This is a genomic window from Bifidobacterium intestinale, assembly GCF_023656765.1.
GTDB classification, from domain to species: Bacteria; Actinomycetota; Actinomycetes; order Actinomycetales; family Bifidobacteriaceae; genus Bifidobacterium; species Bifidobacterium hominis.
In genome coordinates this window covers 46,710-68,743 of record NZ_JAMOKR010000006.1, presented here as the reverse complement: position 1 = coordinate 68,743, position 22,034 = coordinate 46,710, and the positions used below count along the sequence as shown (strand labels likewise).

Here is a 22,034-nt window from a genome sequence, read left to right as displayed (position 1 = left end):
ATGTCCGACTTCAACAAGGACGAATATCTGAACGACCTGCCCGACATGGACAACCTGTCCGGGCAGGCCGCCCCTGCAGCCGGTGCATCGCAGGAGTCGCGGAATAATGGCGATTCTGCAGCAACTGCATCTGCCGATTCCGCAGCTTCTGAAACTGCGGCAACGGCCGCGAACGCAGCATCTTCCGAATCGCAAGAAAACGGCGATGCTGCGGATAGTGCAACGCAAGATGGTGAAGATACGCTGACTCCGCTTGGCCAGGCCAAGAAGGAAGCGGCGGAATATCTTGAAGCGCTCCAGCGCGAACGTGCGGAATTCATCAACTTCCGCAATCGTTCACAGAAGGAACAGGAACGCTTCCGCCAGCATGGCATCATCGACGTGCTGACCGCGCTGCTGCCGGCACTTGATGACATTGATCGCATTCGTGAACACAGCGAAATGGACGAGTCCTTCAAAGCCGTTTCCGCCAAAATCGACAAGGCGTTCGAAAAGTTCGGCGTCGAGAAGTTCGGCGAAAAAGGTGAGGATTTCGACCCGACCAGGCATGACGCGATCCTGCACAAGCCGGATCCGCAGGCCGAGAAGGAAACCGTCGACACCGTGGTGGAAGCCGGCTATCGCATCGGCGATCGCGTGATCCGCGCGGCTCGCGTGGTCGTGGCATCCCCGCAGAACTGAACGCAGTGACATTCTCGATTTCGACACTAACAACCGCAAAACAACACGCAGTGACATCAGCGACCTCGTGAAAGGAGGCACATCATGGCTGAGAATGAATGGCTGAGCAAGGATTTCTACAAGGTCCTCGGTGTCTCCAAAGACGCCACGGACGATGAGATCACCAAGGCGTACCGCAAGCTGGCGCGTAAGTACCATCCTGATCTGAACAAGACCAAGGAGGCCGAGGAGAAGTTCAAAGATATTTCCGAAGCTTACGACGTGCTCAGCAACAAAGACAACCGCCAGAAGTACGACGCCATCCGCCAGTTTGGCATGGGTGGCGCGCGCTTCGCCGGCGGTTCCGGTGCGGGCGGATTCGATGCGGGGGCGTTCTCCGACATCTTCGGATCGATGTTCGGCGGTGGCGCTGGAGCGTATGGTGCGGGCGGTAATGGTTCGCGCATCCGCTTCCAGAACGGCGGCAACCCGAATATCAACGATATTTTCTCGATGTTCGGTGGCGGTGCGGGCGGACCTGCCGGGGCTGGTGCGTATGGTGCCGCCGCTGGCGCCGGAAGCCCTTACGGGGGCAGCTACGAGCAGGCTGCGCAACCGGAAGATGGCGAGGACCGTAACTCCAAGATCAATCTGACTTTCCGTCAGTCGGTCAAGGGGGCAACGGTTTCACTGTCTGCCGACGGAAAAAAGTTCAAGACGCATGTTCCAGCGGGCGTGCGTGACGGGCAGAAAATCCGTATTTCAGGCAAGGGCAAGCCGGGGCGTAACGGCGGAAAAAACGGCGATCTGTACTTGCAGATCAACGTTGCCGAAGATCCGAAATTCAGCCTGCGCAAGCGTGACATCATCATGGATCTGCCAATCACCGTCGGTCAGGCTGTGGCGGGCGCGAAAGTGACCGCACAGGATATCGACGGCAACGAAGTCACCTTCAAAGTGCCGGCAGGCTCGTCCAGCGGCACCGAAGTGCGCATCTCCGGCAAAGGTGTGGCCAACAGGCAGGGCAACGGCGATCTGGTCGGGCGCGTGCAAATCCGCATCCCCGATAAGCCAGGCCTGAAAGTCAAGCATGCGGCGAAGGAATTCGACAAAGAGTGCGGCGACTTCGCCGACGAACTTGCCAAGGAGCGCTGATCGCCATGGCACGCGCATCTCGGACCTCCCAAGCCCGCGCGGCGCGGCAGGCCAAAATGCTGTACGACATGTGTGCGATGGCGATTGTGGCCGGCAGGGCCGATCTTGATGGAGCAGACGAAGTTGGTTTCGACATCGAACTGCCGATGTTCACGGTCGGCCGTGCCGGTGAGCTTGCCAACGTGCACCCCCAAACACTTCGCCAATACGATCGGCTTGGGCTTGTGGTGCCGCAGCGCACGGATGGCGGCGCCCGCCGCTACTCATTGCGAGACATCGCTCGCCTTGCGAAAGCGCAGCAGCTGAGCCAGGAAGAGGGCATCAATCTGGCCGGTATTGCACGGATCCTTTCCCTGGAGGAGGAGAACCGCGAGCTGCGCCGCCAGGTCGAGCGTCTGCGCAAGCCGGCCGGTTCCAGCGTGTTCGCAGCTGATGCAGATGGCGACATTGTGGAGATTGAACGTTCCCGCCGTGCGCGCATGTGGCGTAGGCAGATTCAGGTCAATGCCCGACAGCTGCCATCGCGTGAGTTCGTGGAGTCCGCGCGTGCCGCAGCCGACGCATACGACACGCCCAATGGGGCTATCGTACGCGAAAACGAGGGTATTCAGAGGGGTAAATCCGCCTCTAAGCCCGTTTCTAGGTCAATCGTGCTTTGGAGGGATTGACCGATTTTCGGAAAATACTGAAAATATTAACAAAACAGGCATATCTTGCAACAGATGTGCCTGTTTTGTTATATAGTTTTGCCAAATGCATTACTTTCTGTGACGATGTCGTTGTTGTGGGGAATAATGTTGAGTATCCGCGTTCTGACTGTCATTCTTCCGGTCATTAAGGTGCTTCGGTGAAAGGTGGTTCTCCTTTTCTATGAGAAATCATGGGATAGGGGGTAAGATAAGCGGCAAGAACAGGAAAGGTTAGGAGCGTACAGTGCCAAGAGTTGCGTTCACCGCTAAGACCCGTAAGTATCTCGGGTCTTTGGATGCCGTGGAATCGGTCACCCAGTATCGTATTTGTTACTCCAAGGAGTTTCGCGACGACTGCATGCGCAGGTATGCCGAAGGTGGCTCGCCTGCCGCGATTTTCCGCGAGGCAGGACTTGATCCGAAGATCATCGGCTACAAGCGCGTGGAACGTTGCATCGCCCGCTGGAAGGCGGAAGATGCGGAAAAGGCTACGGAAGTCGCTGGGGAAAACAAGGAGAATCAGGAAGAGTAGATTTCGAATCTTCCGATAGAAGCGAATTTTTTCGAAGGTCATGGATTGCGGCAATGGGGGTTGCCTGCAGTACGTGAAACGGATGATTTCGCAGACGTGAGTTATTGCGTTGATGTGGGAAGCGCTCGGATGAAAGAACGTCCGGGCGCTTTTTGTTTGCCGTTGTGCTGCTGCCTTGTTTGTTGTTTCGCTTTTCGTTTTGCTGCAGCATTTGCAAGCGTTGCATTTGTTTGCAAATTTGCCGTCTTGCCGCTCTGCTGAAATGGCAGTGGAAATCGCGATGGACGGCGCCGCACGCAAATCCGGTGCTCCGAGTCCGACGGTCGTAAGGAAGGAACATCATGACCGAGTCGAACCTGATGATCAAGGCTGTGTTTTGGGATATGGACGGTACTTTGATCGATTCCGAACCGTACTGGCATGAGGGGGAGATGAAAATCGCCGCCGCACATGGCGGGTATTGGGATGAGGAGCTTGCCTGGCAGGGTTCGGGCACGCCGGTTCCGGATGTGGCTCGCCGTATGGTGGAGCATGGTTGCCAGCTGTCGATCGAGGAGATTGGCCAAGGCATGATCGATTACGTAGCCCAGAAGGAATTCGAGCGCATTCCGTGGATCAAAGGCGCGGAAGACGTGCTGATTGCGTTGCGTGATGCGGGTGTTCCTTCGATGCTGGTCACCACGTCGCCGCGTCATCTTGCGGAGAATCTGGTTGCGCAGGCGCCGGCCGGTGCGTTCGCAGGCTACGTGTGTGGCGACGACGATGTTGAGAAGAAGCCGTCTCCGGCCCCGTATTTGGAAGCTGGCCGCCGTCTGGGCATTGCTCCGGAAGATATGAAGTACTGCATTGCGATCGAAGATTCCATGTCTGGCTTGCGTTCGGCCGTCGATTCCGGTGCAACGACGATTGGCCAGACCGGATTCATGCAGATCGACAATTCCAAAGGTCCGCAGTTCGCCTCGATCAAGGGGTATGAGGGCATCGATGCGTCCTCGCTTGACGCATTCGTACGTCAGCGCACGTCTCAAGCCTAAATTTGCGCCCTATCTCGCTTATATATGGCAGATATATGAGTTCGGGGGTATTTGACGAGGGTTGACTGGTTGGTGGCCGACATGTCTGGGTAAAGAAAAAGCCCGCTGCGGTGGAATGAATGCAGCGGGCTTAGTGGAGCCGACGGTAGTCGAAACCGCGACCTCTTCGATGCGAACGAAGCGCTCTACCAACTGAGCTACGGCCCCATGTCTTAAGACAACTCTCGTGATTCTAGTACGAGGTCTGTACTAATGCAATTCCCGATAGTCGCGTGTTGCCATGATTCCTATGAAAAGCATACGAAAACGACGCCTTCCGAATAATCGAAAGACGCCGTTTTCGCCAAGAAAAGACGAAAGACGAAAGATCAGGCTTCTACGGCTGCGGTATCGGCTTTCTTCTTACCGAACTTAGCCTTGAGCAGGCCGACGATCGTAGGAATCAGCGACAGCACGAGAATCGCAACGATGACCAGCTCGAAATGCTTCTGCACGGCCGGAATGCCGCCGAAGAAGTAGCCGAGCAGCGTGAACAGGGTGGACCAGCACAGGCCGCCGAGCACGGAGAACGGGGTGAAACGGCTCCAACGCATGCCGGAAATGCCGGAAATGAACGGCATGAACGTGCGGATGAACGGGAAGAAACGGCCGAGGAACACGGCGAGCGGGCCCCACTTTTCGATCATGCCTTCGGTTTTGGCGAGGCGTTCAGGGGTCATGGCCTTGACTTTGCCGGATTCGATGATGCGACGACCGAAGAAATGGCCGATCCAGTAGTTGCACTGGTCGCCGATGATCGGCGCGCACCAGACCACGGGCAGCAGCGCGAACAGCGGTAGCGCGGAAACGCCGGTCTGGGCGTCGGGCGCGGCGAAGAAGCCGGCGGCGAATAGCAGGGAGTCGCCCGGCAGGAACGGGAAGAACACGACGCCGGTTTCGACGAACACGATCAAGAAGATGAAACCAAGCGTAGGGGCGACGCCCATAGAGATCCAGCCGGCGATCGCGGTGCGTGGATCCTTGAGCAGGTTAATGAAGAAGTTGATAATTCCCATGGAATGCTCTCTGTGAGTACCTTACATCTAAACATTTAAAATTACGTGGTTCAGGCTTCCTTTGGCGGTTGGCCTGAACTTCCGCACGCCTGCGGAACCAATGTCAGCCTACCAGCGGCCCTCTAATGCAGCGCTTAGTAACGCCCGACGGGTGGCAAATCTGCACAAACAGGCGCAAAGTGTCAACTTCGCTCGACAATGAGGATACACGGCGTGCGCTCGTGGCATGAACATGCAATTGCAGGAAGATTCCTCCAGTGACTGGGGGTTTGGGTTGGTGTTGGGCTTGCGGGCGGGGTGATTCTTCCAGTGAGTGGAGGAATTGGGACGCTGGGAGGGCTGTTTTCCTTTGCGTTGGATAGGCTGAAGGCATGGAACGCATGAATGAGCGCGAATGCGAAGACAAGCGCGAACGTGAAGATGAAAACGCAGCCGGCGATGCGGGACTTGACACTCTCGTGCGCGGAACCAACGTTCCGCAAGGCACGGTCGTGCTGGCGGCCACGCCGATCGGCAACACTGCCGACGCGTCCGCACGTCTCATTGCGCTGCTGGAGCGCGCCGACATCGTCGCAGCCGAAGACACCCGCCGTCTCTATGCGCTCGCCAACCGTCTTGGCGTGCATGTGAATGGCCGCGTGGTGGCCTACCACGATCATAACGAGCGAGACAAGTCCGATGGCCTGCTTGACCAGGTGGAAACCGGTGCGACCGTGCTGGTCGTGTCCGACGCGGGCATGCCGACCATCAACGATCCGGGCTTGGCGATTGTGCGTCGCGCCATCGAACGCGGCCTGCCCGTCACCTGCGCTCCCGGCCCGTCCGCCGTACTGGACGCGCTGTGCCTGTCAGGCCTGCCGACCGACCGATTCTGCTACGAAGGGTTCCTGCCCCGCAAGCATTCCGAACGCGTGCAATACTTGCGCACGTTGCGTTCGGAGCGCCGCACCATTGTGCTTTACGAGACTTTGCATCGCATCGACGATGCCATGGCCGACCTGCTTGACGTGTTCGGTCCGAACCGCAAGATGGCGCTTTGCCGTGAACTTACCAAGGATTTCGAGCAGATTCGCCGCGGAACCATCGCGCAGATTCGCCAAAGCGTGATCGACGAACCTCCGCGCGGTGAAATGGTGTTGGTCGTCGCCGGCGCTTCCGAAGAGGAGGCCGATGCCGCGGCCCCCACGTCGCTGAGCATAGAAGACTTGGCGGTGCTGTCGATCGATCGTGCGCGGGAAGACAATCTGCGCATCAAAGACGCGATTTCGCAAGTCGTTGCCGAGCACCCCCTTGCGGATGGCTCGCTCGCCAATCGCAAGCAGGTCTACAACACGGTTCTTGCCATGAAAGAGTAAGCCTTTCGCATTGTCTGCCGTTTGACGATCGCTTGCCGCGCGATTGCCCGCTGCGTACTTGCGATTGCGTTGTTGCGTTGTAGGCACTTGTGATTGCGCTACCTTAGCCAGCATGCTCAATCGCATCGTTTAATGCGTGCGATTCCAACGATTCCAGCAGTATTTGCAGGGAACGTGCCACATCCGGTCCGTCGACTTGCGCAAGATATTCCAGCATCGCAGGTGTTGCGGAAGGATTGGCAATCAGCCATTTGCGCAGTCGAGGCGCATATTCCGCGATATGCCAGAGCACGTCCTGTGGGGTGCCGGGACTGCACGCCACCAGCGGCGTCAACGGAATCGGGGGAGATGGCGGGTCGACCAGCGGTTTTGGCCGTGGCTTGGGCTGGTATGGCGGTACTTTGCGTCTGCCGTGCGCCTTGTGCCTGCTATGCGCCGCGCACATATTCAGCGTCCTTACGGTCCTTACGGTCTTCGTAATCCTTACGGTTCCCGTGTTCGTAACCTCTGCCGTCAATCGCAAGAATGTAATTCCGTGCCTGCGGAGCGTTGCGAATATGCTTCGTATCTTCCATGATTTGCATGCAATCGTTGGGACGGAAATGAAATTCCTGCATAAGCATGCAGATGATTTCGGAAACCTTCGATTCCGTTTCGGGGGCACAGTTCAGCGCCAGATCACATGCGGTGCGAACGGGTGTGGTCACGGTGATCGGGCCGACCTTAATGGTGTGCTCGGATGGTGCGATGCGGTTGAAGACGTTGATTTTTCGCCCGTATCGCAGTGTTCTGTAGTGGGCTTTCGCGATGATGTCGATGGAGTCGGGGAACGCGCCTCCCAGCCAGACCCATGCGGCGGTGCGCGCACATGCCACGGAACGGCTTGGCAGTAGCGTCGCGATGATGCATGCTCGCCCGTACAAAGTGTCCGAATCATGGCTTGAGTAGGCGTTCGCGCTGTCGAGCTTGCATAGCGCGCCGGATGAGGCCAACAGGTTCAGGCACATCGGTCCCGGAAGGTCGTCGTTGCCCAGAAGGGGTGGTGAAGTGTCCATGCCGGTACAGTAGCGGATTAGATTCCTTCCTTGCCACTTTCCCCGAAAATCTGTGGATATGTGGAAAAGTGATTGTTGTGCAATGCAACAATGTGAATAAATCGGCAGATATTTAAACAATCGAAATCAACGATCGCACGCCAGTCATCCAATAAAAATTCGACTACTGAAATCGGTCGAAAATGCGGGATATGGCGGTTTGTATAATCAGACACCATGAGTCATATTTTGGTGAATGTTGCTTGGCCGTATGCTAACGGCCCCCGTCATATCGGTCACGTCGCCGGCTTCGGCGTGCCCTCTGACGTGTACGCGCGATACGAGCGCATGAAGGGCAATGACGTGCTAATGGTGTCTGGCACCGACGAGCACGGCACCCCGATTCTGGTGGAAGCCGACAAGGAAGGCGTCAGCGCCCAGGAGCTCGCCAACCGTTACAACCGCGTGATCGCCAAGGACCTGTGCGATCTTGGCCTGAGCTACGACCTGTTCACGCGCACCACCACCGGCAACCATGAGCAGGTGGTGCAGGAACTGTTCAAGCAGTGCCTCGCCAACGGCTACATCTACAAGGGTACCCAGAAGGTTGCCATCTCGCCGTCCACCGGCCGCACCCTGCCTGACCGTTACATCGAAGGCACCTGCCCGATCTGCGGTACCGACGGCGCCCGCGGCGACCAGTGCGACGCCTGCGGCAACGAACTCGACCCGGACGAGCTTCTCAACCCCGTTTCCAAAATCAACGGCGAAACTCCGCGTTTTGAGGAAACCGAACACTTCTTCCTCGACCTGCCGGCGCTCGCCGAAGCCAATCTCGCATGGCTGAAGACCCGCGAAGGCTGGCGCACCAACGTCATCAACTTCTCCATCGGCCTGTTCAAGGAAGTCAAGCCGCGTGCCATCACGCGCGATATCGACTGGGGCATTCCCGTTCCGGTTGCCGGCTGGATCGACAATCCGAACAAGAAGCTGTACGTGTGGTTCGACGCCGTGATCGGCTACCTGTCGGCATCCATCGAATGGGCTCGCCGCAAGGGCGATCCGGAGGCGTGGCGTGCATGGTGGAACGATCCAGCAACACCGGGCTACTACTTCATGGGCAAAGACAACATCACGTTCCACTCCCAGATCTGGCCGTCCGAAATGCTCGGCTATAACGGTCAGGGATCCAAGGGCGGCGAAACGGGCAAGCTTGGTCCGCTGAACATGCCGGAGCAGGTTGTGGCTTCCGAGTTCATGACCATGGAAGGCAAGAAGTTCTCGTCTTCCCGCGGCATTGTCATTTATGTGAAGGATATTCTCGCCCGCTATCCTGTGGACGCCGTGCGCTACTACATTTCCGTGGCTGGTCCGGAAAGCTCCGATTCCGACTTTACGTGGGCTGAGTTCGTGCGCCACAACAACGAGGAGCTTGCCGCTTCCTGGGGCAACCTCGTCAACCGTGTGGCCAACCTGATGAATAAGAACTTCGGTGAGATTCCGGCGCTCGACGAGAACGAAATGACCGATGAGGATCGCGCTCTGCTGAGCGAAACCAAGGCCGCGTTCGACACGGTCGGCTCGCTGATCGAGAACCATCGTCAGAAGAACGCGTTGAGCGAAGCCATGCGCGTGGTCGGCGACATCAACAAGTACATTTCCGCCACTGAACCGTGGAAGATCAAGGACAATCCGGCTCGCCTCGGCACCGTGCTGCACGTTGCCGCCCAGGCCGTGTCTGACGCGAACCACCTGCTGGCCCCGTTCCTGCCGCATTCCGCGCAGAAGGTGTGGGAGGCTCTTGGTGGCACGGGCACGTTCTCACCGCTGCCGCGTTTGGAAGAGGTTGAGGATCTCGACAAGCCGGGCTTCATGTACCCGATCATCACCGGCGACTACAAGCTGGGTGAAACCGTGCATCCGTGGGCTTCCGAGCCGATCGTGGCTGGCGCTGCAGTGCCGAAGCCGCATCCGATTTTCGCGAAGATCCCGCCGGAGGCCGTTGAAGAGGAGCTTGCCCGCTTCGATTCCGAACTGAAGGCTCGTCGTGAGGCTGAAGCGGCTCGTCTTGCCGCTGAAAAGGCCAAGCTGGAAGGCTGATTCAGCTGATATATTTCAGATGATTTGCTTGATTGCCGGTGCGGGAACTTACGAAGTTCTTGCACCGGCTTTTTTATATCTGATTGTGCATATCTGATTGTGCAATCCGGATTGCATCGATCTCGAATCCGCGAATCCTATCTCTCTTTACCATTCCTCTCGTTACAATGGGGAGGTTGAGGGAAATGCGATGCTGCAGGGAGGACTCTTATGTTGGACGTCAAACGAGTGCTGAAAGCCGCGCCTACGAAAATGCGTTCTCAGGAGCCGCTGCAGCAGTTGTGGACGCCGTGGGGTGAACAGATCGCCAGCGAATGGCTGTCTTCCAACGCGGCACACAAAGCGTTCTGCCCTGCGAAAGATGGCGAACGCAAACTGGAGAACGGTCGCACGCCAATCCTGAACGAACATCCGCGCCCGACCATGGTGCGCAGCAATCACACTATGCTCAACGGATTCTGGGATTACGCAATCGTATCTATTTCCGAAAGCGACAACGGCTCGAAATGGCGCAAATCCGCGACTGTACTCACCCGTGACGAAGCGGTGCAGGTAGTGAAGGAAGCGGCCATTCCTGAAACCTTCGATGGCAAAATCCTCGTGCCCTTTTCGCCGGAATCTGCGCTTTCCGGCGTGCATCAAACGATTTATCCCGACAATATGATCTGGTATCGCACGATTGTGCACCCTGTCACGCTTGGGGGAGAGGAAGCGGTTCGGCAAATCGGGGATGCGAATCGTTTGATTCTGCATTTCGAAGCGGTCGATTACGTGTGTGCCTGCTTTATCAACGGGCAGTTTGCTGGGTTGCATGTCGGGGGCTATTTGCCGTTCGATGTTGACGTTTCGGCGTTCGTCGATCCCGATGATGCTTTCGAGATTGCGTTGTGCGTGTATGATCCGAACGATTCGGGCACGCAGATGCGTGGCAAGCAGAAGATCGAGCGCGAGGGTATTTGGTACACCGCGCAAAGCGGCATTTGGCAGAGCGTGTGGATGGAGATCGTGCCGGAGGCGTACATGCAGACGCTCACGCTGAAGGGCGCTGCGGACGGCAGACTGTTCATTCGCGCAGAAATCGGCGGAGACAAGCCAAACGCCAAACTGCATATCGTCGTAACGGATCCCTCGGATGGCACGGTTGTTGCGGATGAGCGGCTTGCGGCCGGCGTGCGCAAGGTGCGTACGGAAATCGAAACGCGGGCCGAGCACTTATGGTCGCCTGAAGATCCGTATTTGTATGACGTGACGGCGACGTTGGAATTTGGCGCTGTGAAATCGCAAGAAAAGCAGGAAAAGCAGGAAAAACCGCAAGAAAAGCAGGATATTGTGCACTCGTATTGCGCATTTCGAACGGTTGAGATCAAGCCTGATTTGAAGGGTGTTGCGCGGTTCCATCTCAACGGCAAACCGCTGTTCCTCAAGGGTGTGCTCGACCAAGGGTATTGGCCGGACGGCTTGCTGACCGCGCCGAGCGACGAAGCGCTGACTCATGACATAACCGCCATGAAGGAATCCGGCTTCAATATGTTGCGCAAGCATATCAAAATCGAGTCCGCACGCTGGTACTACCATTGCGACCGTCTCGGCATGCTCGTATGGCAGGATGCGGTGTCGGGCGGCGGCGAATATAACGCGTGGACCACGAATCGCAAGCCGACGCTCATGCGCACCACGTGGAACAAGTACCGCGACGACACGGCGAAGCATTTCGCAGCGCTTGGTGCCGACGATTCGACGTACCGCCGTGACTGGTCACGCACCTGCGATGCCATGGTGCACATGCTTGCCGGCCATCCGTCGATTGTTGCGTGGGCGCTTTTCAACGAGGGTTGGGGGCAGTTCGACGCATGCGATGCGGCGGAACGCATTCACGCGCTTGACCCGACGCGTCCGATTGACGCCACAAGCGGTTGGTACGACCAACGTTGCGGCGACTTCCATAGCGTGCACAACTACTTCCGTCCGCTGGAAATCTACCCTGATAAGGGGCCGTTGCGCGGGTATGTGGCTGAATATGAGAAGAGGCACAAGAGGCGTCGCCGTGCCGCGCATGATGCGGTGTTGCCGGTTGCGCAGCATGGTGTTCGTGCGTTCATAATTTCGGAATTCGGGGGATTGGCGCAACTTGTTGCCGATCATGCCGCGGTTTCGCGCGCGTACGGTTATGGCGAATACGATTCGATTGAGGATTGGCGTGCTGCCGTCCGTTCTGCGCTCGCTTCGGCTGAATCGTTGGAATCGCGCGGATTGGCTGGGTATGTGTACACGCAGGTTTCCGACGTGGAGGAGGAGCTCAACGGCCTTATGACCTATGATCGCCGCGTCAACAAATTCACGCAATGATTCACCAGGATTGAGCGTGCGGTCATGGCGGTCATGGCGATTATGGAGTGGTCTGCTTCTTGCGTTTCGGTGGCGCGTTCGGTACGTTGGGGACGGCGGTCGTTATGACTGCGTTATGTAAAGCGATCCAGAGCGGGGCGTGGTAAGGCTGCGTTGGCCGCACTAATAGAAGGGGGTCTTATGACTGTGAATCATGTTCCAGAGGCGCCACAGTCCGCAAGCGGCGATTATGCATGGCTGGGGGCTGAGCCGGGTTCTGTTGCCGATCAGCTGTACATGTCGGCTGCCGATGAATGGAATCAGGCCATCAATTCACGTTTTGTGAATGAAATGCTGGATGATACGCTTCCGGAATCGATTTTGAAGTCCTATTTAATTCAGGATTTCAAATTCTTTAATCAAGGCATTATGTCGCATGCAATTGAACTTGCGCCACGTCAGGAAACCAAAGATATGCTGGCAAAACAATCGCAATGGTTTGCTGATAATGAGGCAACATACTTTACGGGATTCCTTAAGGAATATGGAATTACTGACGAAGAATATAATAATTCCGAGCAAACTCCGGCAAATCGCGAGTATTGCGAATATCTCACCAAACTGGTTCAGGGAACGTGGGAAGAGCTGATCACCGCGCTGTGCTGCATGGAATGGATCTATCTCGCTTGGGCCAAGCGCACCATTGATGCGGGTGTTATTCAGCAGATTCCGGCGCACAAAGGCTGGGTTGATTTGCATGAAGGCGATCATTTCCGCGCTTGGACGGGTCGCCTGATCGCGCTCGTCAACGAGTATGCGTCGGTGGACGGCTCGGAAGCCGAAGTGTTCCGCACCATCGTGCATCTCGAGCGCCGTTTCTTTGAGGATTCCTACCCGCAGCAGTGAGCGGTGGCCGGGGCTATGCTTCGCCGATGAGGGAGCCGCGTTCGTGGATTGTCGGAACTAGTGTGCGGATTACGATGGTGGCCTGGCCGCGCAATGTGAGATCCTCGCCTTGCTTGCAACGGTGAATTTGCGGCGCTTTCTGATAATCCGTGGTTACGGTGCGCCTGATTTCATCTTCCATTGCGTCGATGAATTGAGTATTGACTATTTCTGGCGCTCCGTATACCGAAATGTCACGCAGATCCAGCAGTCCGGCCGGTATGGCCATGACGCGACCGAGCAGAGCGCCCGCTTCGGCGAGAATGTGCGTGCGTGAGGCGGGATCCTGTGCGATGCGTTCCTGCAATCTGTCGCCGGAAACCAACGATTCAAGGCAGCCCCGTTTGCCACATTCACAGGTCGGTCCATTCCGATCGACCACCACATGCGCGATTTCCCCGGCGGTGAAGGAGCTTCCTTCTATGATGACGTCGTTGAGGCATAGTGCGGCACCGACGCCTCGTCCGATGGAGATGAGCATGGAATTGGGGGAGCAGTCTCCGAAGAATCGTTCCGCCACAAGCGCCGCGTTGGTGTCGTTGTCTACCAACACAGGCACTCCGGTGGCGTTTTCCACTTCGGCTTTCAGTGGCAGTTCGTTCCATCCCAAGTGCACGGATTTGCGCACTACGCCGTCGGGTTCCACAATACCGGTTACGGCGATGCCGATGCCGAGAATCGGCAGTGGCGTTGAAGTGATGAGCTGCTTGCACAGGCCGATCACGTCATTGACGCTGCAACCGTTGTCTACGGGAAGTTCGGTACGGTCCACGATTCTGCCGGAAAGATCCGCCAGTGCTCCTTTGGCGAGTCTCGGATCCGACAGGTCGATGGAAACGATTCGCCAGAAATCAGTGTCGATGGCGAGTACTTGCGAACGTTTGCCACGCCCCTCGCGATTGTCTGGCCCGAGTTCGCGCAGAATGCGATTGTCGACCATTTCACCGGTCACTTCGCTGGTGGTGAAGCGTGAAAGTCCGATGAGTTTGCCGATATTGGCTCGCGACATTTGCGTTGCGGGGAACAGTTGCTCGAATGCGGCGGTAATATTGCTGATTCGGATATCGGAAGGTGATGCCTTTGCCTGAGTGCCGCTCACGGTGTCCTCGCTTTCCTGTGTGGGGCTGATACATATTGTAGTTTGCCGCGATGCAAGCGTGTCATGTAATTTTTATTGTCAATAAAGATTACTAAACAGGAGTGCGTGGTAGTTTTCGAAATCTTGCGCGCTCTGGATTTCGACAGTTCTCAGTGAAAGATTAGTTCACCTCCTTGGATGTCGTCGAACATATACGGATTAACGGCATCGATGGCATCGATTATTCTCTCAGTGGTATCGAGGTCTACATATGAGCATTAGCCGATATTTGGCTCGTCTTTTTTTCATCTATGTGAGGTAGTTTATTTCGGTGCTGCCCCTCTGGTTCTTATGCGTGGTTATTTATGCGCTCGAAAGGTTTAAATCTTGGCCCCTCGCGGTGCGCCTTAGTCCCTAGTCGTACTGCACGCCATCTTTTTGGATCTTAAGTCACAGTCTCACCGCCGTTTCTGTCTGCAGTGCCCATGCCAGCACTTTAAACTGTGCCGCCATAAAGCTTCCTGTTTTTACGCATAACGAGACCGCACCTTCGGTCATATGAATCTGAATTACTTCAGCTTTGCAGCCGGAATATGTCTCGCAATAGAGAACAACTATCGTGATTTGTGAGGAAGATCCGCCAGATTATACGCATATGCGTATGGCCCATACTTGTAGTATGGGCCATACCTTTCGTTCCATGATCGTTGTACAGAAATTGCTTATTCCTTGACCGCGCCTGCGGAGAGGCCGGACTGCCAGTACTTCTGCAGGCACAGGAACGCGATGACCAGCGGGATGATCGTGATCAACGAGCCCGTGATCACCAGGTTCTGGATCGCCTGGCCGCCAGCGGTGCTCGCCTGGTCCTTCCACTGGTTCAGGCCGATTGTCAGCGGATACCAGTTCGAATTCTTCAGCATGATCAACGGCAGGAAGTAGTTGTTCCACGTCGCCACGATCGTGAACAGGGCCGTCGTAACGATGCCCGGAGCCAACAGCGGCAGGGACACCTGGAAGAACGTTCGGAACTCCGAAGCTCCATCGACTCGTGCGGCTTCAAGCAATTCCGTCGGAACCGCCTGCTCGGAGAAGATCCACATCAGATACAAACCAAACGGGCTGATCAACGATGGAATGATCATGGCCCACGGCGTGTTCGTCAGGCTGAGCTTGGCGAACAGCAGGAACTGCGGGACCGCCAACGCGATGCCCGGCACGCTGATCGCGCCGATGATGACCGCGAACACGGCCTTGCGGCCCGGGAAACGGAACTTCGCCAGCGCGTAGCCGCCCATGATGGCCAGCAGTGTCGCGCCGCCCGCGCCCACGACCACGTACAGGAGCGTGTTGAGCAGCCAGCGCCCGAAGATGCCGTCCTGGTATGTGAACACGGTCACGATGTTGTCCCACAGGGCGAACGTGTGGCCGAAGCCCAGGCCGAACGTCGAAGTGAAGTCGGCCTGCGTCTTCGTGGCGTTGACCAGCAGGTACACGAACGGGAACAGGCAGTACACCGCGAACAGCGCGCACACGATGGTCAGCAGCTTGCTGCGCCTCGGGTTCGACACGTTCGCGAAACCGGACTTCGCCGCGCGTCTGCGCTCCGCCTTCTCATCCATTTCCACGCGCTTCAAGCGTGCCCTCTCGGCCTTCTTTGCGGCTCGTTCCTGCTCTTTAAGCTCTTGGGGAGTCATATACCCCGTCGACATCGCAGTATCGCTCATGATTGTTATGCTCCTTGAAAAATCCATGTCCTATGCAGATGACGTACGCCCCAAGGCGTTACTTCATCTGCTCCTTCATGCTGTTGAGCTGCACCGCGTACGCGATCGCCATCGTGATCACGGCCATCGTGATCGCCAAGGCGGCGGCGTAGTTCGACTGGTTGCCCGCGAAGCTCAGGTTGTACGCGTACATGTTCGGCGTGTAATACGTGGTGATCGAGTTGCCAGGCACCATGTTCTGCAGGATGCTCGGCTCGTTGAACAGCTGGAACGAGCCGATGATCGAGAAGATCACCGTGATCGCGAGCGATCCCTTCAGTTCGGGCAGCTTGATGGACTTGATGATCTGCCATTCGCTCGCGCCGTCAATGCTGGCGGCCTCGTACAGCGAGTGCGGGATCGTGGACAGCGAGCTGTAGAAGATCAGCATGTTGTAGCCCGTGAACTCCCACGTCACGATGTTGCCGATCGAAGCGAGCAGCACGCTTGGGCTCAGCACGTCGAGGTTCGTGCCCAGCCAGTCGTTCAGGGAGCCGACCAGACCGTATTTCGCGCCGTACATGAAGCCCCACACCAAAGTCGACACCACGGCCGGCACCGCGTACGGCAGGAACGTGGTGATGCGGAAGAACTTCGCGCCGTGCAGCTTCATGGAATCCAAAGCCAAAGCCATCGCCGCCGACAGGAACAGCATGATCGGCACCTGCACGCAGGTGAACAGCGCGACCCTGCCGACTGAGCTCCAGAACTGCTGGTCGTGGAACAGACGAATGTAGTTGCTGATTCCCACGAACTTCGTGCCGCCGATCATCTGCTTCTGGAAGAAGCTGATGTAGACCGCGTACAGGATCGGGATCACGAACACGAACACGAACACCAACGCGAACGGCCACATAAACTTCCAACCACGCCAATCCGCCTTGTGTTTATTGACACGCACGGTTGCCGAATGCAGTGGCATATTGGCAACAACTTCCGTTGCTGACATCATTCTCTCCTTCGAGACATTTTTTGATTGTTTTTGATTGCCGCGCAAAGATTTCCGAGTGTGAAACAGGTGTGGATGGGAAAGCATCCCTTTCGCGCCTGTACTTTCACTCCACGGTGGAGCCTTGATGAATCGCACCCCGATCGTTGGACTGAAGAAATTCAGATTTCGATGATCGGGCGGTACGGTTCATGCCTTCGAGGACACCCGATGGTATTCTTTTTCCTTTCTTTCTATTGAACGGCAGTGGCATGATCCTTGCTTTTGGCGCCCTTGCTTGTAGTCTGCATCTTAAACCCGAAGGATTATGACTGACAAATAATTTCGATGATTTCGACGATTTCAATAATCAAGGCACTCACCATAACAGGCACGCGCGATTGTATCGTGTGAGGGCCTACGAAGTTGATGGTTCAGCGCATGATAGCTGAACCGCCGGGGTTGCAATTTGGCACATATTCCAGGCAATTTGTTGATAGAAATATATAGCAGAGCTGTTATTGGCGACATCGCTGTTGATTTACGTTATAGGTTTTTCCGGTCTGTGTTGACTTCTTAGTAAAGCGTTGAAGTGTCCGATCATATGACGATGTATGTGCTTTTAGACGCGGCACATTCCTTGGGACAGCACTATATTCGCTAATGTGACTTTCTCGTTCTTTAGACAATGGATCATCAATTGTGTTGGCCGTTGCGTGATGCAGCCGCGCGTGTCTGTTATGGTGAGTGCCTTGATTATTGAAATCGTCGAAATCATCGAAATTATTTGTCAGTCATAATCCTTCGGTTTTAAGATGCAGACTACAAGCAAGGGCGCCAAAAGTAAGGATCATGCCACTGCTGCTCAATAGAAAGAAGGGAAACAATGAGGTTCTCATTAGGAAAAATAATTGCTCTCTGCGGTGCTGCGGCGATGGTTGTTCCATTGGCAGCGTGTGGAACAACTCAGTCGGAAACTCCCGATGGGAGCGGTAAGACGGTTGTTAATGTTTGGGCTTGGGATAACAATCTTAAAGCTAATGCTAAGGTTTTCATGAAGAAAAACCCTAACATTGTCATCAAATTTACCAATGCCGGTAGTGGTAAAGATGAATACAAAGCTCTGAATAATGCTTTGGAAGCTGGCAGTGGAATTCCGGATATAGCCATGATTGAATATTATGCGATTCCTGAGTATGTAATTAAGGGCTCTCTTAAAAATCTGAATGACTATGGGACTGCCAAATATAAGGATTTCTACACCCCAGGTACTTGGAATGCAGTGAATTTCAATGGCGGTATGTATGGTATGCCAGTCGACTCTGGACCAATGGCTTTTTACTATGACAAAGAGGTATTTGACAAAGCTGGCATTTCTGAGCCGCCAAGTACTTGGGATGAGTTCTACCAAGATGCAAAGAAGATTAAGCAGATTGGTTCATATATTACTAATGATCCAGGGAACGCCGGATTCTTCAATGCAATGGTCTGGCAAGCAGGTGGACACCCATATTCCACATCTAAAGACGGCACCAAGGTTACCGTCAAACTCACTACTGATAAAGGAGTGCAGAAATTCTGTGACTTCTGGCAAAAGATGATTGATGAAGGACTAATCGAAACGAAGACAAAAGATAGTTCTGATGATTGGTATCGTTCAGTTGGTTCCGGAGAATTTGCGAGCGTGATATCTGCTGCATGGGCTCCCGGCATGTTTTTAAACAATGCTTCGGAGGGTGCTGGAAAGTGGCGAATTGCTCAAATGCCAACGTGGAACGCCGGCGAGAAGGTAAGTTCTGAGTACGGCGGCTCCTCCCTTGCCCTGATGTCGTCATCCAAGAATGCGGATGCTGCGTACAAGTTTATGGAATTTGCCAGCACTAATTCTGATGCCATCATGTCCCGTGTGGACCAAGGCGGTTTTCCTGCTGATTTGAAGACCATGTCTAACGATAAATTCCTTAGCCAGACTACTATGGTGAACTCCGATGGAGACACGGTGGATTATTTTGGCGGTGAGAAGTTCAATGCTGAATTCGCCGAGGCTGCGAAGCGTGTCACATCTAAGTTCGAATTTCTGCCCTATGACGTTTATGCGCGAAGCGTTTTCACCGACACTGTCGGGGCGGCTTACACGGGACAGACCACAATGAAGGAAGGTGTGAAGGCTTGGCAGGACAAGCTCGTTGAGCAAGGAAAGAGCCAAGGCTTTACTGTGAACGAATAAGGATAACAATGGCTGGAATCAAGGACGTGGCGGCTCTCGCAGGAGTTTCCATAAGCACGGTTTCCTATGTGATGACAGGGAAACGTCCCATAGGGGCAAATACCCGTCGGAGAGTATTGCAAGCTGCGCGGGAACTTGGTTACTTGGCGAAAAACGGTGGTCCAGCTCCGTTGAGTGGTGAGACTCATTTCGTCGCGCTGAGTTCGCCCGTCCATGATTCCACCAGCTATACCAACTATTGTGCTTATTTTCTAAATTTTCTCAAAGCGGCCAGGCAACTTGGCTATGAAACGTTGCTGTTGACTGAGGAAACAGGAGATGAGCAGCTTCGCTCTATCATCGATACTGGGATGGTGGATGGTGTCGCTCTTATGGATGTGACTATGAATGATCCCCGAATTGAATTAGCTCAGCTTTCAAGTATTCCGCTCATTTCTATTGGACATCCTATGAATGAAATAAATGTGCCATGCATTGATACCGATTTTATTGAAATGGGTGAAATGATCATGCAAACGCTTTGTCGTAATGGGCACAGCAGAATTCTGTTTGCAGGGGGGAAGGAGATTGATTACGAACGAAATGGAGGTGCAAATTACCTCATTCGACTCAGGACATCAATGCATGATGCTGCTGCGCGATACAAGATTCATATAGATGAAGAGTTTACCGACGAGGATGATTTCGATGCTGCCGAAAACCTACTTGAGAGGTTCATCTCGAGTGAGAACACAGCAATTGTGACTCAAGGCGGCCCATTGTTCCTTAATAATCTTGTTGCTGCGACGCGGCAGCGTGGAATGAAGATTCCTCAAGATCTTTCGCTGATTTCAGCGGGAACATATACAGATTCCATAGGCAAGCGTCTGAGGATAGATGAATTTCCCTTAATGCCAGCAGAGTTGTGTCAACTGGGCATGAGCATGCTTGTTCGGCTCATGGATGGAACTCTAAAGGGAAAGGAAAAAGCAACATTGATTCATCCCGTATATAGGCAACGTGGATCCATAGCATCGCGTTGATGAAGAACTTGATTTAATAAGGAAACAAGATATGACTGATTTCAATCGTTCCGTCCTTCCCGACGCCGTGCGTTCCAACGGCGCGACCCCGAACCCGTGGTGGGCCAACGCGGTGGTCTACCAGATCTACCCGCGTTCCTTCCAGGACACGAACGGCGACGGCATCGGCGACCTGAAGGGCATCACCAGCCGTCTCGATTATTTGGCTGATCTTGGCGTGGACGTGCTGTGGCTGTCCCCGGTCTACAGGTCGCCGCAGGACGACAACGGCTACGACATCTCCGACTACCAGGACATCGACCCGCTGTTCGGCACGTTGGAGGACATGGACGAGCTGCTTGCCGAAGCGCACAAGCGCGGTCTGAAGATCGTGATGGATCTGGTGGTCAACCACACGTCCGACGAGCATGCCTGGTTCCAGGCTTCCCGGGACAAGGACGATCCGCATGCCGACTGGTATTGGTGGCGTCCGGCCAGGCCGGGCCATGAGCCGGGCACCCCGGGTGCCGAGCCGAACCGGTGGGGATCCTATTTCGGCGGTTCCGCTTGGCAGTACGATCCGAAGCGCGGCGAATACTACCTCCACCAGTTCTCCAGGAAGCAGCCGGATCTCAACTGGGAGAATCCGGAGGTGCGCAAGGCCGTGTACAGGATGATGAACTGGTGGATGGACCGCGGCATCGACGGCTTCCGCATGGACGTGATCACCTTGATCTCGAAACATCTCGATAGCCACGGACGGCTGCCTGGAGAGGTCGACTCGGAATTATCCGAAGGAGAGATAGGCGAAGAGGGATACACGAACGCGAGCCCGTTCTGTTCCGATGGTCCGCGGCTCGATGAATTCCTCGCCGAAATGCGCCGTGAGGTGTTCGAGGGCCGTGAGGGCTACATGAACGTCGGCGAGGCGCCGGGCATCACTCCGGAACGCAACGAGTTTATTACCAATCCGGCCCACAAGGAACTCGACATGCTGTTCCTGTTCGACCACGTCAGTGTCGATCAATCCCCCGAATCAAAATGGGATACACACGCTTTTGCTCCTAAAAAACTTCAAGATAGAATGAGCAGACAGCAGGAGGCCGTGAGGAACGCCGGCTGGGCCAGCCTGTTCTTCTGCAACCATGATCAGCCGCGCGTCGTCTCCCGTTGGGGCAATGACACGGACCGTGAGTCGCGCGAGCTGAGCGCCAAGGCGTTCGGCATGCTGCTGCACATGCACCGCGGCACCCCTTACATTTACGAGGGCGAGGAGCTGGGCATGACCAACGCACACTTCACCACGCTCGAGCAGTATCGCGACCTGGAATCCATCAACGCCTACCGCCAGCGCGTGGAAGAAGCAAAATGCCAGTCCGCAGAATCGATGATGGACGCGCTCGCACTCATCGGCCGCGACAACGCACGCACGCCGATGCAGTGGGATGCTTCCAAGTATGCCGGCTTCACCGCGCCGGACGCGGCGACGGAACCGTGGATCGACGTGAACCCGAACCATGTGGAGATCAACGCTGCCGAGGAATTCGACGATCCGGATTCCGTGTACAGCTTCTACAAGAAGCTCATCGCCATGCGCCACAACAATGCGACCATCGCGACGGGCGAATGGAATCTGGTCGCGGCAGACAGCGAGCAGGTGTATTCCTTCACCCGTACCAGCGGCGACGACACGATTCTCGTCATCGTCAACCTCACCGATAAAACAGCACAGGTGCCGGCGGAGGTCGCGCAACTGCTTGCGGATGGCGTGGGCGAGTCGCAGGTACTGCTCAGCACCTATGATGCCGTGCATAGCGTAAAGTCGGTCGCTCGCGGCGAGCTCGCTCGCTGGGAGGGGGTCGTGATTCAGCTCTAATCGACTCAAGCTGACTTCATGTTCACGCTCGACCTTACCCTGGTTGAGTGTGAACATGAAGTCAATGTCAGGGGCGTGTCTATCTCCCGGAGTGGCGTCTCTTAATGGGGAAGTCGATGTCCGTCAAATGTGAATTGGAGAACACTGGCTGGTGCCGCTCACGGTGTTCTCGCTTTCCCGTGTGGGGCTGATACATATTGTAGTTTGCCGCGATGCAAGGATGCTTCGTTGTGTATTTATTGTCAATAAGCATTACTGAAAACTGTTGTGTGAT

Annotated in this window: 18 protein-coding genes and 1 tRNA gene; 12 read left to right on the top strand and 7 right to left on the bottom strand. The window is 55.4% G+C overall.

Annotated elements, in window-relative coordinates; genetic code table 11:
• The 5 genes from grpE (at position 1) to NBH13_RS08315 (ending at position 4,070) form a co-directional block, all read left to right on the top strand.
• The gene (gene grpE, locus NBH13_RS08335; protein ID WP_250779555.1) at positions 1–681 is read left to right on the top strand and encodes a nucleotide exchange factor GrpE; all 681 of its coding nucleotides are present in this window, start codon (positions 1–3) and stop codon (positions 679–681) included.
• Between the two features lie 84 nt (positions 682–765).
• The gene (locus tag NBH13_RS08330; protein ID WP_099571555.1) at positions 766–1,815 is read left to right on the top strand and encodes a DnaJ C-terminal domain-containing protein; all 1,050 of its coding nucleotides are present in this window, start codon (positions 766–768) and stop codon (positions 1,813–1,815) included.
• Positions 1,816–1,820: 5 nt separating this feature from the next.
• A complete protein-coding gene (locus tag NBH13_RS08325; RefSeq protein WP_250779554.1) occupies positions 1,821–2,483 on the top strand; it encodes a heat shock protein transcriptional repressor HspR in 663 nt (220 codons plus the stop codon).
• A 265-nt stretch (positions 2,484–2,748) separates the two neighbouring features.
• Positions 2,749–3,036, top strand: coding sequence for a hypothetical protein (locus NBH13_RS08320; protein WP_250779553.1), 288 nt, complete (start codon positions 2,749–2,751; stop codon positions 3,034–3,036).
• Between the two features lie 341 nt (positions 3,037–3,377).
• The gene (locus tag NBH13_RS08315; RefSeq protein WP_099571553.1) at positions 3,378–4,070 is read left to right on the top strand and encodes an HAD family hydrolase; all 693 of its coding nucleotides are present in this window, start codon (positions 3,378–3,380) and stop codon (positions 4,068–4,070) included.
• A 134-nt stretch (positions 4,071–4,204) separates the two neighbouring features.
• On the opposite strand, the gene NBH13_RS08310 is transcribed toward NBH13_RS08315, so the two are convergent.
• Both NBH13_RS08310 and NBH13_RS08305 read right to left on the bottom strand, forming a co-directional pair.
• Positions 4,205–4,277, bottom strand: a tRNA-Ala gene (locus NBH13_RS08310).
• A gap of 161 nt (positions 4,278–4,438) precedes the next feature.
• Complete coding sequence (locus NBH13_RS08305; protein ID WP_099571552.1) at positions 4,439–5,125, bottom strand: DedA family protein; 687 nt, start codon at positions 5,123–5,125, stop codon at positions 4,439–4,441.
• 371 nt (positions 5,126–5,496) lie between these two features.
• Between NBH13_RS08305 and rsmI the strand changes: the two genes are divergently transcribed.
• Positions 5,497–6,480, top strand: coding sequence for a 16S rRNA (cytidine(1402)-2'-O)-methyltransferase (gene rsmI, locus NBH13_RS08300; protein WP_250779552.1), 984 nt, complete (start codon positions 5,497–5,499; stop codon positions 6,478–6,480).
• Positions 6,481–6,583: 103 nt separating this feature from the next.
• Here rsmI and NBH13_RS08295 read toward each other — a convergent pair whose 3' ends face one another.
• Positions 6,584–6,925, bottom strand: a complete 342-nt coding sequence (locus NBH13_RS08295; protein ID WP_250779551.1) for a variant leucine-rich repeat-containing protein — start codon at positions 6,923–6,925, stop codon at positions 6,584–6,586.
• Complete coding sequence (locus tag NBH13_RS08290; RefSeq protein ID WP_099571550.1) at positions 6,909–7,535, bottom strand: hypothetical protein; 627 nt, start codon at positions 7,533–7,535, stop codon at positions 6,909–6,911. The genes NBH13_RS08295 and NBH13_RS08290 overlap by 17 nt, the downstream gene beginning before the upstream one ends.
• Positions 7,536–7,751: 216 nt before the next feature.
• Here NBH13_RS08290 and metG point away from each other — a divergent pair, with 216 nt between their 5' ends.
• The 3 genes from metG (at position 7,752) to NBH13_RS08275 (ending at position 12,845) form a co-directional block, all read left to right on the top strand.
• A complete protein-coding gene (gene metG, locus NBH13_RS08285; RefSeq protein ID WP_250779550.1) occupies positions 7,752–9,614 on the top strand; it encodes a methionine--tRNA ligase in 1,863 nt (620 codons plus the stop codon).
• 210 nt (positions 9,615–9,824) lie between these two features.
• The gene (locus NBH13_RS08280) at positions 9,825–11,960 is read left to right on the top strand and encodes a glycoside hydrolase family 2 protein (RefSeq protein WP_250779549.1); all 2,136 of its coding nucleotides are present in this window, start codon (positions 9,825–9,827) and stop codon (positions 11,958–11,960) included.
• A gap of 180 nt (positions 11,961–12,140) precedes the next feature.
• Positions 12,141–12,845, top strand: a complete 705-nt coding sequence (locus NBH13_RS08275) for a TenA family protein (RefSeq protein WP_033501781.1) — start codon at positions 12,141–12,143, stop codon at positions 12,843–12,845.
• A 13-nt stretch (positions 12,846–12,858) separates the two neighbouring features.
• On the opposite strand, the gene NBH13_RS08270 is transcribed toward NBH13_RS08275, so the two are convergent.
• The 3 genes from NBH13_RS08270 to NBH13_RS08260 form a co-directional block, all read right to left on the bottom strand.
• Complete coding sequence (locus NBH13_RS08270; RefSeq protein ID WP_250779548.1) at positions 12,859–13,983, bottom strand: ROK family protein; 1,125 nt, start codon at positions 13,981–13,983, stop codon at positions 12,859–12,861.
• Between the two features lie 701 nt (positions 13,984–14,684).
• The gene (locus tag NBH13_RS08265) at positions 14,685–15,689 is read right to left on the bottom strand and encodes a carbohydrate ABC transporter permease (RefSeq protein ID WP_250779547.1); all 1,005 of its coding nucleotides are present in this window, start codon (positions 15,687–15,689) and stop codon (positions 14,685–14,687) included.
• Between the two features lie 58 nt (positions 15,690–15,747).
• Positions 15,748–16,677, bottom strand: a complete 930-nt coding sequence (locus tag NBH13_RS08260; RefSeq protein WP_411436262.1) for a carbohydrate ABC transporter permease — start codon at positions 16,675–16,677, stop codon at positions 15,748–15,750.
• A gap of 865 nt (positions 16,678–17,542) precedes the next feature.
• Here NBH13_RS08260 and NBH13_RS08255 point away from each other — a divergent pair.
• Genes NBH13_RS08255 through NBH13_RS08245 form a run of 3 tightly spaced genes read left to right on the top strand, consistent with a single transcriptional unit; the run spans position 17,543 to position 21,760 of the window.
• Positions 17,543–18,883 carry an ABC transporter substrate-binding protein gene (locus NBH13_RS08255; protein WP_032684389.1) on the top strand — a complete coding sequence of 447 codons (1,341 nt, stop codon included), beginning with the start codon at positions 17,543–17,545 and terminating at the stop codon, positions 18,881–18,883.
• Positions 18,884–18,891: 8 nt separating this feature from the next.
• Entirely contained in the window at positions 18,892–19,905 is a 1,014-nt protein-coding gene (locus NBH13_RS08250; protein ID WP_003836651.1) for a LacI family DNA-binding transcriptional regulator, read from the top strand.
• Between the two features lie 31 nt (positions 19,906–19,936).
• Positions 19,937–21,760 (top strand): glycoside hydrolase family 13 protein, encoded by a 1,824-nt coding sequence (locus tag NBH13_RS08245; protein WP_250779546.1) that lies wholly within the window; start codon positions 19,937–19,939, stop codon positions 21,758–21,760.
• Positions 21,761–22,034 lie beyond the last annotated feature (274 nt).